Source organism: Burkholderia sp. AU30198, assembly GCF_020419825.1.
In the GTDB taxonomy this organism is placed as follows: domain Bacteria; phylum Pseudomonadota; class Gammaproteobacteria; order Burkholderiales; family Burkholderiaceae; genus Burkholderia.
The window spans coordinates 91,971-106,367 of sequence record NZ_JAIZSA010000011.1; the positions used below are offsets into that span (position 1 = coordinate 91,971).

12 protein-coding genes and 2 pseudogenes are annotated in these 14,397 nt (G+C 65.8%); 2 read left to right on the forward strand and 12 right to left on the reverse strand.

All coding sequences use genetic code 11. The features are described 5' to 3' along the window. Positions 1-45 precede the first annotated feature (45 nt). The 8 genes and pseudogenes from LGN19_RS23415 to LGN19_RS23450 form a co-directional block, all read right to left on the reverse strand. Positions 46-1,377 carry an MFS transporter gene (locus LGN19_RS23415; RefSeq protein WP_226217379.1) on the reverse strand — a complete coding sequence of 444 codons (1,332 nt, stop codon included), beginning with the start codon at positions 1,375-1,377 and terminating at the stop codon, positions 46-48. Positions 1,378-1,435: 58 nt separating this feature from the next. Then, positions 1,436-2,623, reverse strand: a complete 1,188-nt coding sequence (locus LGN19_RS23420) for a M20 aminoacylase family protein (protein WP_226217381.1) — start codon at positions 2,621-2,623, stop codon at positions 1,436-1,438. Between the two features lie 318 nt (positions 2,624-2,941). Further along, positions 2,942-3,226 (reverse strand): annotated as a pseudogene (locus LGN19_RS23425) (proline racemase family protein); the annotation flags it as partial. 200 nt (positions 3,227-3,426) lie between these two features. Then, the gene (locus LGN19_RS23430) at positions 3,427-4,545 is read right to left on the reverse strand and encodes a porin (RefSeq protein WP_226217385.1); all 1,119 of its coding nucleotides are present in this window, start codon (positions 4,543-4,545) and stop codon (positions 3,427-3,429) included. A 110-nt stretch (positions 4,546-4,655) separates the two neighbouring features. Next, positions 4,656-5,414 carry a class II aldolase/adducin family protein gene (locus tag LGN19_RS23435; RefSeq protein WP_226217386.1) on the reverse strand — a complete coding sequence of 253 codons (759 nt, stop codon included), beginning with the start codon at positions 5,412-5,414 and terminating at the stop codon, positions 4,656-4,658. Between the two features lie 43 nt (positions 5,415-5,457). Next, a complete protein-coding gene (locus tag LGN19_RS23440) occupies positions 5,458-6,801 on the reverse strand; it encodes an MFS transporter (protein ID WP_226217388.1) in 1,344 nt (447 codons plus the stop codon). Between the two features lie 175 nt (positions 6,802-6,976). After that, positions 6,977-7,765 (reverse strand): SDR family oxidoreductase, encoded by a 789-nt coding sequence (locus LGN19_RS23445; RefSeq protein WP_226217390.1) that lies wholly within the window; start codon positions 7,763-7,765, stop codon positions 6,977-6,979. Between the two features lie 76 nt (positions 7,766-7,841). Next, positions 7,842-8,312, reverse strand: a complete 471-nt coding sequence (locus LGN19_RS23450; protein WP_226217392.1) for a 2,4'-dihydroxyacetophenone dioxygenase family protein — start codon at positions 8,310-8,312, stop codon at positions 7,842-7,844. Positions 8,313-8,603: 291 nt separating this feature from the next. Between LGN19_RS23450 and LGN19_RS23455 the strand changes: the two genes are divergently transcribed. Then, positions 8,604-9,650, forward strand: coding sequence for an AraC family transcriptional regulator (locus tag LGN19_RS23455; protein ID WP_226217394.1), 1,047 nt, complete (start codon positions 8,604-8,606; stop codon positions 9,648-9,650). Between the two features lie 171 nt (positions 9,651-9,821). Here LGN19_RS23455 and LGN19_RS23460 read toward each other — a convergent pair whose 3' ends face one another. The 4 genes and pseudogenes from LGN19_RS23460 to LGN19_RS23475 form a co-directional block, all read right to left on the reverse strand. After that, positions 9,822-11,237, reverse strand: coding sequence for an amidase (locus LGN19_RS23460; protein WP_226217396.1), 1,416 nt, complete (start codon positions 11,235-11,237; stop codon positions 9,822-9,824). A gap of 100 nt (positions 11,238-11,337) precedes the next feature. Beyond that, entirely contained in the window at positions 11,338-12,651 is a 1,314-nt protein-coding gene (locus tag LGN19_RS23465) for an MFS transporter (protein WP_226217398.1), read from the reverse strand. A 219-nt stretch (positions 12,652-12,870) separates the two neighbouring features. Beyond that, positions 12,871-13,359: a MarR family winged helix-turn-helix transcriptional regulator gene (locus LGN19_RS23470; RefSeq protein ID WP_226217400.1), complete on the reverse strand. Its 489-nt coding sequence runs from the start codon at positions 13,357-13,359 to the stop codon at positions 12,871-12,873. A gap of 87 nt (positions 13,360-13,446) precedes the next feature. Further along, positions 13,447-13,548, reverse strand: a pseudogene (locus LGN19_RS23475) (IS5/IS1182 family transposase); the annotation flags it as partial. A gap of 161 nt (positions 13,549-13,709) precedes the next feature. On the opposite strand from LGN19_RS23475, the gene LGN19_RS23480 reads away from it, so the two are divergent. Beyond that, positions 13,710-14,348, forward strand: coding sequence for a TetR/AcrR family transcriptional regulator (locus LGN19_RS23480; RefSeq protein ID WP_174958095.1), 639 nt, complete (start codon positions 13,710-13,712; stop codon positions 14,346-14,348). The last annotated feature ends 49 nt before the right edge of the window (positions 14,349-14,397 follow it).

Sequence of the window (14,397 nt, forward strand, 5' to 3'; positions counted from 1 at the left end):
CGCGGATTGCCGCTTGCCGCCCGACGTGCCGCGCCGTGCGTTGCGTCAGTCGATCGAATCCCGCGCCGTCTCGCGCAGCATCGCCACCGCGATCAGCGACAGCACCACGCACGCGGCCACGTAACCGGCCGGCGCGAGCTTGCTGCCGGTCGTCTTCACGAGCCAGGTCGCGATCAGCTGCGCGGTGCCGCCGAAGATCGTCACCGCGAGCGCATACGCGATCGAGATGCCCGTCGCGCGCACGTGGCGCGGCAGCGACTCGCACATCAGCGCCATTTCCGACGCCGAGCCGAGCGAATAGAACAGCAGCATCAGCGCGGTCAGCGGCAGGATCACCGACAGCGTCGGATGATGGTTCATCAGCCAGAACGCCGGGAACAGCAATACGACCAGCACGCCGCGGCCGACGAAGATCGGCAGGCGCCGGCTGCCGAGCTTGTCCGACAGCCAGCCGAACAGCGGGCACGTGACCAGCATCACGCAGCCCGATGCGACACCGACGAACATCGACAGCTTCATCGGCAGGCCGAGCGAGTGGATCGCGTAAGTCGGCATGTAGAACGTCAGGATGTAGGTCGACACCGTGCCGCCCATCACCGTGAGCATCAGCAGCACCACCGTGCGCGTGTGCTTCGAGAACAGCTCGTGCAGCACGCCGCGTTCGATGCCGTGATGGCGGTCGCCGGGCGCATCGTCGGCGAGCCGGCGGCGCAGATACATGCCGACCGGCGCGATCAGCACGCCGACGAGAAACGGCAGCCGCCAGCCCCAGCTTTCGAGCGCGTCCTTCGTCATCGTGTTCGACAGCAGCGCCGCGAAACCCGAGCCCATCAGCGCGGCGCCGCCCTGCGTCGCAAGCTGCCAGCTCGCGCGGAACGCGCGGCGCGACGTGCCGCCCTGCTCGAGCAGCGTCGACGTCGCCGCGCCGAATTCGCCGCCCTGCGAGAAGCCCTGCAGCAACCGCGCGAACACGACCAGCAGCGGCGCGGCCACGCCGACCTGCGCGTAGGTCGGCGCGATCGCGATCAGGCCCGTGCCGAGCGCCATCAGCATGATCGTCAGGTTCAGCGCGGCTTTGCGCCCCTTGCGGTCCGCGTAGACACCGAGCACGACGCTGCCGAGCGGCCGCGTGAAGAAGCCGGCCGCGAACGTCGCGACCGACAGCAGCAGCGACGTGGTCGGGTCGCTCGACGGGAAGAACAGCTTGCCGATCAGCACCGCGAAGAAGCCGTACACGGTGAAATCGAAGAACTCCAGCCAGTTGCCGATCACGGCCGCCGCGATCGCCCCGCGCCGCGTGACGGCCGGCGCACCTGGCGTGCTGGTTTCGGCGGCCCCCGTCGACGCGGGGTGCAGCGCGAGATGGTCTTTCTGCATCGTTATCGTCTCCTCTCAATGCGGCCGGAAGCGCCGGCCGCCCGCCCCGCCGCCGGCATCACCGCCCGAGGTAACGCTCCACGAGACGTGTCCAGTACGCCGCGCCGATCGGCAGGTTGCGATCGTTGAAGTCGTACTTCGGGTTGTGCACCATGCAGCCGTCCTCGCCTTCGCCGTTGCCGAGCCGCACGAACGAGCCCGGTCGCTGCTGCAGCATGAACGCGAAATCCTCGCTGCCCATCAGCAGGTCGGTCTGCTCGACCACGTGCGCATCGCCGACGAGTTCGCGCGCGACCTGCGCGGCGAAATCCGTTTCGGCATCCGTATTGACGACGACCGGATAGCCTTCGATGTACTCGACGTTCGCGCTCGCGCCGTAGCTCGCCGCCTGCGTTTCGGCCAGCTCCGTGATGCGGCGCTTGAGCAGCGCGCGCACGTCGGGGCTGAACGAGCGCACGCTGAGTTCGAGGCGTGCGCCGTTCGGGATCACGTTGTTCGCGGTGCCCGCGTGCATCGAGCCGACCGTGACGACCGCCGGCTGCGCGGGATCGACGTTGCGCGCGACGATCGTCTGCAGCGCCATCACGATGCTCGCCGCGACGACGACCGGGTCGACCGTCAGGTGCGGTCGGGCCGCATGGCCGCCGACGCCTTCGATCGTGATGATCGCCTTGTCGCCGGCCGACATGAACGGGCCGCGCCGCGTGAGGAACACGCCGGGCGCCGCGCCCGGATGGTTGTGCATGCCGAACACCGCGTCGCACGGGAAGCGTTCGAACAGGCCGTCGTCGATCATCTTCTTCGCGCCGCTGTCGACGCCATGCTCTTCCGCCGGCTGGAAATACAGGTGCACGGTGCCGGAGAAGTTGCGGGTCTTCGCGAGATGCTGCGCGGCGCCGAGCAGCATCGTCGTGTGGCCGTCGTGGCCGCAGGCGTGCATCTTGCCGTGCGTGCCGCTCGCATAGGGCAGCCCCGTCGCCTCGATGATCGGCAACGCATCCATGTCGGCACGAATGCCGATGCTGCGCGTGCCGTCGCCCACGCGCAGCGTGCCGACCACGCCCGTCTTGCCGACCCCGCGCGTCACCTGCCAGCCCCACTGTTCGAGCTTCTCGGCGACGAGCGCGGCCGTGTCGTGCTCTTCGTACGCGAGCTCGGGATGGTGGTGGATGTGGTGACGGATCTCGCGCAACCCGCCGGCGGCGGGCATCAGATCCTCGATTTCGGTGAATCGGGTATCGGTCATCTAAGGGGCTCCAGCTTGTTTGTGTGCGCACACGTGACGCTGCGTGCGGGAAAGCGAGCCACTATAGCGAGCCGATATCGGTTCAATAAGATGCGGAATTTTTCACCGCGATAAGCTTTGTTAATCAGGGTTAATACGGGTACAGCCTACCGATCCGGTATCGTGAAGCTCGGCTGGAACCCTCGCAACACGCCCCCTGGCGCAGGCTAATTCAGGCACGGCCGAGTTCCGGCGACGATCCGCTTCACCGAGTATTGCTTGCGCTTCATCTCCACCCTCCCGTTCCTGTTGGGAAATTTGCCTCCGAAACACGAACGCTCATTTGTGTCCAGGATTTCTAGCGCAGATCACCCTCCAGCCGATGTCCACGCGCACCTTGCCCAGATGCGGCACGTCGATCAGGGCATCGCGATGCGCGGCAAATGCCGGCACGTTCCTGAACTTCACGCTTTTGACCTTGCCGTCCTTGCACTCGGCCGTGATGCGGATCAGGCCGACCGGTGCCTCCAGCGTCGGCTCGGTCACCGGCTCCTGCATCGGCAGCATGCACATTTTCAGCAGCACGGTGGCCACGGAGATGGTGTTGCCGTTCGACATCATCGGGTATGACCGGACGGCAAGACGTCATCACGGTCCGTCGATCTGTCCGCCGCCCCGCGGGTGAATAGGTGAGGCGGCGGATTTCGTCTACAGGTCGGTCCGGTATCTACGGTCCGTCATTCGCGATGACTTCGGCATTCGATGTCGGCTACGCCGATTCCTCGTCACCCGCACGAACGCACCCTTTGACCGAACGCTCAGCATCAGAACCGATGCGTGATACCCACGCCCGCGAGTACCTGCGTCGCGCCCGGCACGCTGACGCTCACACCCGACCAGCTGACGGTCGAACTGCCATTGTTCTTGATCCACCCTGCCCGTGCATACACGCTGGTTCGCTTCGACAGCGAATGATCGATGCCGATCTGCGCGCCGATCGCATTGTCGTGCGCGCCGCGAACATTGCGTTCGACGACCGCGATCTCGATCGTGTCGGACACCGTCGCCGAGATCGTTGCGCCCACCTGTGCGACGCTGTACGGATGTGCGGCGCCGAACAGCGCGGTCAGGGAACCGGGCGACACGTTGTCGGGACGGTTGTACGTGTAACTGAACTGAAGATTCACAATGCCCCATCGATACGCGAGCGCCGTGCCGAAGAACTGTGCGGAAGGCACATCCAGCGCCGCCGGCAAGCCCGGGAATGACAGCGTGCCTGAGCGCTGGTTGCCATAGCCGATGCCCGCATACAGCCCGTGCCCGGAATACGTGAGCGTCGCGCCGAATTCGTTGCCGCTCGTCTTCCTCAGCGGCTGCGTGACGGTCGACGCGAACGCATACATCACGCGCAGCTTCCACCCGCCGAGGATTGGCGACTGATACAGGATCGAGTTGTCCGCACGGCCGGCGTCGTACTGCGTCGCGAGCGTGCCGCGATCGATCGCGGCCATGTTCGCCGAGTACAGCGACGTCGCGTCGTTCAGACCGAACGGGTCAACCGGGTAGACAAGGTAAAAGCCCGGGCCGTACTGGCGGCCGAACGTGAGCGTCCCGTATCGGTCGTCCTGCAGGCCGACCCACGACTGACGCACGAACATCGCGGTGCTGTCGAGGTACAGCGAGCCGTTGTTGAGGTTGAAACCGTTCTCGAGCACGAATCTCGCGTGCAGGCCGCCGCCCAGATCCTCGGTGCCGGCCAGCCCGAAGATCGACGTCGACGAGCCGCCGCTTCGCTCGGAGAACGAATGCGCACCGCCATTGCCGAGATACTGGATGTACGTATCGGCGATCCCGTACAGCGTCACCGACGAATCGGCCGCAACGGCCGCTCCCGATGCAAGCGCCAGCGTGACGCCGCAGATGCCAAGCCTGATTGCACGCATTCCTGTCTCCATCCTTTGTCTTTATGTTTCGCCTGGGCACCGGTCGCCCGAACGTTTCTCAGCATCATCAGGACTTCGACGCATACCGATGCGGCATGCGCCCCTGCCGGTCAGCTCGCGTATCCGGGGTTTTGACGATCGAGCCGGCGCAGCAGGCCGGGCCATACGAGCATGTCGGGTCCGGCGCCGCGCGTCGTGATCGCTGACTGCCGGGCGATCCCGTCGAGAATCGGTTGAGGAATCGCACGCATCGCCCCACCGCCCGCCTGGGCACGCACCTGTATCGCGCAGGCCGCTTCGGCGAAGTACATCGCGACGAATGCGGCGGCCGCGGTGGCGCCGACCGTCAGCAGGCCGTGATTGCGCAGCATCAACACGCTCTTGTCGCCGAGATCGCGCACGAGCCGCGGTTTTTCTTCCGGCTCGACCGCGATGCCCTCATAGTCGTGATAGCCGAGCGAGCGCAGCACCAGCAGCGACTGCTGCGACAGCGGCAGCAGCCCGTCCGCTTGCGCGGACACCGCGACGCCGTTCAGCGAGTGCGTGTGCATCACGCACGCGACGTCTTCGCGCGCCGCATGCACCGCGCTGTGGATCGTGAAGCCCGCCGGATTGATGTCGTACGGCGACGGCGCGAGCTTGTTGCCGTCAAGATCGATCTTGACCAGCGACGACGCGGTGATCTCGTCGAACATCATTCCGTACGGGTTGGTCAGGAATGCGTGGGTGCCCGGGATACGCATCGAGATATGCGTAAACACCAGATCGTCCCAGCCGAACAACGCGGTCAGCCGATACGCCGCGGCGAGATCGACCCGCGCCCGCCATTCGTCCGCCGTGACGCCTGGCCCGTTATCGGAATCTTTCATGTGGTTTCCTCGTGAGGTGAATGGACTGTCGTACCGGATGCGATCAGCGGCCGGGTGCGCGACCTTCGTCGAACCGCAGCGCATGCCGCATGCCGAACGCGACGGCTACCGCCGCGATCAGCAGCAGTGCGGCCATCGCGTCGATCGCGGGCACCAGGCTGCCGGTGCGCGCCTTGATCAGCCCGACGAGCGCCGGACTCGCGCCGGACACACTCGCCAGCGAATTGACGAACGCGATGCCGACCGCCGCACGGCCTTTCGGGAAATAGCGCGTCGTCATCGCCCAGAAGATCGGCGTCGACGACACCAGCGCCGAGCCGCCGAACGCGAGCGCGGCAATCGTCCACGGCAGGCTGTGCTGGACCGTGCGACCGAGCATCAGGAATCCCGCGGCGGCGACCACGAACGCGCACGCCCAGTGCAGGCGCTGTTCGTTGCGTCGATCCGAATGCCGGCCGTAGAGCAGCATTGCGACGATGCCAAATGCGTTCGGAATCACCGCGTACAGGCCGATCGTCCGCGGATCGTCGACGCCGAGCTCGCGAATCAGCGTCGGCATCCAGAACGCGAGGAAATAACCGGCGCAGCCGTTGACGAACAGGCCGAACGCCAGCAGATAGACGCGCGCGTCGCGCACCACGCGCGCCAGCGAACGGGGCTCGCGCACGTCGCCGGTATCGGCGAGTGCGCGACGAATCAGTTCCTTCTCGGCGGTATCGAGCCAAGTCGCGCTATCGGGCCGATCGGGCAGCAGCACGAACACGAGGCAGGCGGCCAGCATCGTCGGCCCCCCTTCGACCGCGAACATCCACTGCCAGCCTTCCAGCCCGAGCACGCCATGCAGCGATTTCAGGATCACGCCGGACACCGGCCCCGTCACGAAGCCGGCCGCGACGCTCGCCATCACGACCAGCGCAATCGCGCGCGCACGGCGATCGGGCGGAAACCAGTACGTGAGATACAGCACGATGCCCGGAAAGAAGCCGGCCTCGAACACGCCGAGCAGGAAGCGCATCACGTAGAACTCGGCCGGCGTGCGGATCAGCATCGTGCCGGCGGACGCTGCGCCCCACAGCAGCATGATCCGGAACAGCGTCGCCCGCGCGCCGACCCGCTGCAGCAGCATATTGCTGGGCACCTCAAACAACATGTAGCCGACGAAGAACATCGTCGCGCCGATCCCGTAGGCCGCATCGCTGAAGCCGAGCGACGTCTTCATCTGCAACTGCGCGAAGCCCACGTTCGAGCGGTCGATGAAACTGAACAGATAACAGACGAACAGGAACGGTACGAGACGTCGCGTGACCTTCGCATACAGCGCGTCGAGTCGCAGCTGCGGCGTGATCGCCATCTCGGCACCGGCATACTTGCCTGCACTGGAGGACATGGAAATCCCTGAGAGAGTCTGCGGGACGGTCGTTGCGTTGAACGCCGTCCGCGACGATACGTTGAACTGAACGGCGCCGCGCTTCGCACGACGCGTCAAGCGCGGGCGTACCCGACACATGACGAACGCATCGATGCGGGCACCGCCCGCGCCGACGCGTTCGTCACGCCCGCATTCACGCCGAACACAAACCGCCGTCGACGACGAGCTCGGCGCCCGTCACGAACCGGCTTTCGTCCGACGCGAGATAGAGCGCCGCATAGGCGACGTCGTCCGGTTCACCCAGCCGTTTCATCGGAATGTTGCGCGTCAGCGCACGGATCGCGGCCTCCTCGCCCAGCGCCTCGAAAATCGGCGCGACGATGCCCGTACGCACATACGCGGGGTGGACCGAATTGCAACGCACGTCGATCCCGTTGCGCGCGCAATCGATCGCGATCGACTTCGTCAGCATCGCGACCGCGGCCTTCGACGTGTTGTACGCGATCAGGTCCGGGTCCACCCGGAACGCGGCGACCGACGAAATATTGATGATCGACGCGGGCTGCGCGTCGCGCAGGTACGGCAGCGCGTGCTTGCACCCGAGCATGATACTTTCGACGTTGATCTCCATCACGCGCCGCCATTCGCCCTGCTCGATCGCCTCGAGCCCGCCGCGCGAGCCGACGCCCGCGTTGTTCACGAGCACGGACACCCCGCCCATCGCTTCGGCCGCCTCGCCGAGCAGGTTGCGCCAGCCCGCTGCGTCCCGCACGTCCTGGACGGCGCCCCAGGCGACCCGCTCGCCACGCGCCGTATTGATTTCATCCGCGAGGCGCGCCAGCGCCGACGGATCGTTGCAGTCGGTCAGGAACACGCGCGCGCCCTGTTCCGCCATGCGGCGCGCAATCGCGCTACCGAGGCCGCCGACGGCGCCGGTGATGTACGCGCGCTTTCCTGCGAGACGAAGAGGATTGGATTTCATATCGATCGGTTCAGTTGATAATCGGCGAGCGGAGCCTCCCTTTCGGGACGCCTCCGCAACACGTTCCAGCGCCCGTTCACCCGCCGAATGCGGTGATGTCCTTCGGCGCAATGCCATGCTTCTCGCAGTGCGCGAGATAGCGCTTCAGCGCGGATTTCCAGTTTTCGATCGAGATGATCCGGTCGTTCTCGTCGAGATAGACGAGTTCACCCTGCACGATGTTGAACGTCACGACTTCATCGCCTGGCAGCGCCTGCGGCGTATGGCTCGAAGCGGCCGTCTCGAACACGAGGCTGCCCGGGCCGGCAACCCAGTCGTGTTCGATGTATTTCCAGCTCCCCTGCACCGTGTAGACGATCACCGTGCCGGTGTGGTGGTGCTTCGGCAACTGTCCGCGCCCGGGCGACTTCATCAGCACGATTATTTCGCCGCGCGTCGGATCCAGCTTGAAATACTTCAACAGCACGTCCGGCAGATTCTCGGACATCGGCACCCACGGAATCGAATCGTCGTTGATGCATTCGGTTGCCACGCTTTCGTAGAACATCTCGTCTTCTCCGTCGATGGCGCCACGTCGCGATCCCGCCCGGGATTCCAGCGCGCGACGTGCGCCGTGTCTGATGTCGATGCAACCGTCTTCCGCGTCGCCGCGTACCGCTCGAACACAATGCGAAACGTTGCGTGCGCGACGTGTTGCATGTCGTGGTCCGGGGCCGATCATTCGCGCGCCCGGTCCACGTATGATGGTCAACCCCGGTTGTCCTGCCCTTGTCGAAATGGGACACTGCGTTGTCGAATCGGGACAGCGCATTCGTGCGTGAACATCGGGAGCCAGGTCGTGCGTACTACCCCTCATCGCCTGCCGGGTCATTACTACTCCGGGCTCGCGCAGATCGTCGTCGAGCACGTGCCCGACCTGCGCGAATTCACCGCTCGATCGGGGCTCGACCTGCGCGTGCTGCGCGACCCGGACGGCACGCTCACGCTCGCGCAGCTCGACTGCCTGATCGAAACGGCCAGCGCCGCGAGCGGATGCGAGCATCTCGGGCTCAGGCTCGGGCAGCAGGCACGCCTCACCGAGCACGGCCCGCTCGGCTATGCATTGCTGAGCAGCAGCACGCTCGAGGAACTGGTACGGCTCGCCGCGCGCTACTACCACCTGATCGTGCCGGTCGTCACGATGCGCTACGCGCGACGCGGCGCGCATGCGGAAATCACGTTCACGCCGGCTGTCGCGATGCACAGCCGCACGCTGCAGTTCTTCGTCGAGGTGCTGGCCGTGTCGTTCCAGGTCCAGCTCGACGGCATGCTGGGGCCTGGCAACAACGACTTCGAGATTCATCTGTCGACGGACGAACCCGCGGACGTCCATCGATATCTCGGCAGCCGCTTCGCGCGCTATCGCTTCGGCAAGCGCAGCACGCCGGGCGTGACTGTCGTGCTCGGCGCGTCGCTGCTCGACTGGCCGCTGCCGATGGCGAACCGGCTCACGAAGCAGGTTGCGGAAGCGCAATGCGAATTGCGCTCGCGCGCGCCGGCCGACCCGGACGACGTCGTCGCGTTGATCGAAATGATGCTCACGCAGAGCAAGGACTTCCGGTTGTCGCGCGACGATGTCGCGTCGGCAATGAACGTGACCGTGAGAACGCTGAACCGCTATCTCGGCAAGCAGGGGCACACGTTCACGGACGTGTGCCAGCAAGCGCGGTTCGCTTATGCGTGCCGGCTGCTCGCCGAGCGCAAGCTGACGGTCACGCAGATCGCGGAAAGGGTTGGCTTCAGCGACGTCGCCAATTTCAGTCGCGGGTTTCGCGAGTACATCGGCGTGTCGCCGACGCGTTATGCGACGGCGTCCGGGGCGCCACTGGGGATGGACACGGCCTGAACGCCGAATCGTCGCGATTGATGGAACCGGCGCCATCGGCCGCTCCGTATCGTGTCTATGGTTCAAGCGACCGCGACCGGCATGGCGGCACTGAAGCGCTCATGCACGGCCGCCGTCGCGACACAGCCGGACTGTCGCCCAAGCGTGTATCGTTGCGACACCTTGCAGCGTCTATACGGACGCGCGTGCCGACTCCGGCTCCGGCCATGCGCGCCGCGCGACGCAAAGATCTTCCCAACGCCGCGCGAGTTGCAGCACGCCGAGATCGTCGAAGCGCCGCCCGACGATCTGCAGTCCGATCGGCAAGCCGTCGGACGTATAGCCGCAGTTGATCGACGCGGCCGGCTGCTCGGAAACGTTGAACACGATCGTAAACACGACCTGCTCGACCGGATGCAGCCCGTCCTGGTCGAGATGCGTGGCGTCCGCGTCGAACGGCGGCTGCGGGAAAGTCGGCGACAGCACGTAGTCAAACTCGCGCGTCGCGGCGATCGTGCGTGCGCGCAACGCGAGCATCTGCGCGTATGCGTGATAGACCATGTCACCCGTTGCGCCCGCATCGTCAGCCGCGCGCTGCCGCACGTATTCGGCGACTTTCGCGCGCCGCGCATCGGGCAGCGCCGCCAGCGTGCCGCGGATGCGCGCGCCCAGGAAGCGCGCAACGCATTCGAGCGTCCCGCGCGTCAGCCACGGCCGAACCGGCACGACGGTCGCGCCGGCCGCCTCGAACGCCGCCGCCGCCCGCTCGATCGATGCGCGCACTTCCGGCGCGACGTGCACGCCGTTGCCGGGATCGGTCCACAGCCCGATGCGCAGGCCTTTCACATCGCGCTCGAGGTTCAGCCAGTCGATCGCCTGATACGGCAGGCTCATGTCGTCGCGCGCATCCGGCAGCGCGAGCGCCTGCATCGCGAGCGCCGCGTCCTGCACGGTGCGCGTCAGCGGGCCCGTCACGCGGCCCGGAAACGGCATGTCGACCGGCACGCGGCCAAAGCTCGGCTTGAAGCCGAACACGCCGCAGAACGCGGCCGGAATACGCACCGAGCCGCCGATATCGGAACCCAGATGCAGCGGCCCGTAACCAGCCGCGGCCGCCGCGCCGGCCCCCGAACTCGACCCGCCGGTGTTGCGGCTCAAGTCCCACGGATTGCGCGTGAGCGGATGGAAGCTCGACGGCGCGGCGCCGATCAGCCCGTAGTCGGGCATCGTCGTCTTGCTGACGAAGACCGCGCCGGCCTCGCGCAGGCGCGCCGCGGGAGGCGAATCCTCGGTGGCGGGCACCAGTTCCGTCGCGGCGCTGCCGAGCGGCACCGGTACGCCGCGCGTCGCGATGTTTTCCTTGATCGTGACGGGCACGCCGTCGAGCGCGCCGATCGGCTCGCCGCGCATCCAGCGCGCCTCCGACGCGCGCGCCATCGCGAGCGCGCCATCCGCATCCAGCGCGTAGGTCGCGCGGATCAGCGGCTCCCAGTCGTCGATGCGCGCCAGTACCGCTTGCGTGACCTCGACCGGTGAGAGCGCCTTGCGGCGATAACCGTCGACGAGTGTCGCGGCGCTGAGTTCGTTGAGCGATGTAGTCGTATCCATGATGTTCCGATGAAGGCGCCGAGCGGCGCGAATGACACGAGAAATGCCGTGACGGGCCCGTCACGCGGCTCGCGCGACGGCAACGCGGGGGCGGGCACGCTCACGCGGCCGCGCCGGACCGTTCATGCGCCGGATCGGAGCGTTCCAGCCCGGCAAGACGACGCTTCGAACGCGCGGGATCGATCAGCGCGACGCCCAGCACCGCGGCGATCAGCAACGTGACGCCGATCGCGCCGTACACGGCGCTGAACGCGCCGCTGTCGTGGCTCAGCCCGCCCATCGCATCCATCACGGCACCGAGCAGGATCGGGCCAAGCACGCCGGCCGTCGCCGCCACCGAGACCGACACGGCGATCACCGTGCCGCGCTGCGTCTCCGGCGTCATCTCGGCGAGAATCGGCGGGCCGAATGCATTGACCTGCATCACGAACGCACCGCCGACCGTCAGCCACGCGACTTTCGCGATCGTGCTCACGTCCGCCAGCAACATCAGGTACGTCAACGCGCCGATCGCGCAGCACATACTGCAGAACAGGCCACGCGCCACGCGCGTCGACACGCCGCGACCGATCAGCGACTGCGACAGCGCGTTGATCGCGAGCCCGAGCGGCACCTGCACCGCGACCTGGATCGCGAAGATCCAGCCGGTCGCCTTCGCGCTGTACCCGAGCACCGAACGCAGGTAGACGGGCCCCCAGGTCAGCCCGATCACCGCGATCAGCACGGCGAGAAACCACTGCACCGTCACGACGACGACGGTCGGATCGAGCAGCAGGCGACGATAAGACAGCGCCGCAACAGGCTCGGTCTCGTCGACCGTGGAATGCTCGCGCATGTCGCCGTGCCCCTCTTCGCCCCACACCAGCCACATCACGGCCCAGATGAGTCCGACGACACCGAGTGCGACGAACGCCGCGCGCCACGAGTAACGCTCCATGATCGCGGTCAGCGCGGGCGCGGCCACCACGACGCCGAGCGGCGCGCCGGTCTGGACGATCGACGTCGGCACGCTGCGCTTGTGATCGTCGAACCATTTGTAGACCGCATGCAGCGCGACCGGATAGGCCGGCCCCTCGCCCGCGCCGAGCAGCACGCGGCACGCGAGCAGCGTGCCGAAGCCCACCGGCGTCGCCATCGGGAACTGGACGACCGCCCAGACCGACGCGAGCAGCAGCAGGATCCACTTGGTCTTCACGTAGCGCGTGACGATCCCGCCCGCCACGCCCGCGATCGAATACAGCAGGTAGAACGCGCTGCCGAGCAGGCCGAACTGCGTCGGGCTGAGCTGCATGTCGCGCATCATCGGCATCGCGACGAAGCCGAGCACCGACTTGTCCGCGTAGTTGATCATCATGAACAGGAAGAGCAGACCGACGATGCGCCAGCCGCGTCTTGCTTGCGATTTGTCCGACATGGAGTCCTCTACTGGATCGATGCGCGTGTACGGCGCCCGGTTCAAGATCGGTTCATGGTGCTGGCGGCCGGTCGAGGCTGGCGCACTTGACGTTCATCACGATGCGATGAAACGTATTCGTCGTCTCGTCCTCGCCTTTCTTGTATGCAGTCCTAATAAAATGCTTGGTGGTTTCACGTCTGACCGGCACCGTTCCGGCGCGACGAAACGCGCCGCTGGTCAGGCGACGTGTTTCGGTGGATTCGCCGCGTCCTTCTGCTTCGCGAGATGTTCGATGAGGCCGGCGGTCAGCTTGTCGACGACGCTATTGAACACGCGCAATTCGTCGGGCGGCAGCGCATCGAGCATCGTCTGTTCGAGCACGTTGCCGCGTTCGTAGGTCCGCTTGACGAGATCGTCGCCTTCCGCCGTCAGGAACAGGTTGATCTGGCGCGCGTCGACGCGGCCGATTTCGCGACGCAGGAAACCGCGCTTGACCATCGCGGTGACGATCTTCGACACGAGCGTTTTTTCCAGCATCGTCACTTCGATCAGCCGCGTCAGCGTCAGCCCCGGTTCGAGCGCGGCCAGCCGCATGATGCGCAACTCCCGCACCGACACGCCGAATTCACTTTCATACACCTGCGTGCCGGCTTCCTTGGTCAGTTCGCTGAGCCGGTCAATGCGGAACGTCAGATATTCCAGGATCGGGTGGCCGGGCTTCGACATCGCTTACCTCGTCAGACGTTGAGCGTTCAACAGATTCTGTTCGCAATAGTTGCTTTTTTCAACTAAGAAGAAATACCTAGGTTCTGTTCACATTCTCGCCAGCGACCCAAAGGCGCAGGCAAGCACCGCGAAGGCAAGATGGTTGCCCGCGAGCTTGTCGTATCGAGTGGAGACACGACGAAAATACTCGCCATAGACTTCTCCGGTAGGCAGGTTGCTGTCATGGCTCACATCCGGATCCAGTCAAAAGTCGCATCCGGATCTAATCGAAAGTGACACGGATCGACCTCACCGGACGCGCTCCACACACGACCCGTTGATTTTTGAGACGAACGGTCTATTATTCGCACATGGACGTTCGAACTGATCCGCCTCGCCGTCGCGGCAGGCCACCGAAGCAGCACGAAGACCTCGTCGCCACGCGGGACATGTTGTTGCGCACCGGGCTGGAAGTGCTCACCGAGAAGGGCTTCTCGGCCACCGGGCTCGACGAGATCCTCGGGCGCGCGGGCGTGCCCAAGGGCTCCTTCTATCACTACTTCGACAGCAAGGAAGCGTTCGGCCTCGAACTGATCGACCGCTATGCCGACTTCTTCGCGCGCAAGCTGGACCGTCATTTCAGCGACCCGGCGCGCTCGCCGCTGCAGCGCGTCCGCGCGTTCGTCGACGATGCCCGGGACGGCATGGCCCGCTACGCATACAGCCGCGGCTGCCTGATCGGCAATCTCGGGCAGGAAATGGGCGCGCTGCCCGAAAGTTTCCGTGCCCGCCTGCGCACCACGTTCGAGGACTGGCAACGCCGCCTCGCCGAATGCCTGACCGCCGCGCAGCACGCCGGCGAGCTGGCCGGTTCGGCCGATCCCGCCGAGCTGGCCGCATTCTTCTGGATCGGCTGGGAAGGCGCCGTGCTGCGCGCGAAGCTGGAGCGCAGCGACGGGCCGCTGGCATTGTTCGCACAGTTTTTCTTCAATGGATTACCTCGCCGCTGAATTTTTTTGCCATTAACTAGACGATCGGTCTAGAAATTAAACAGGAGGA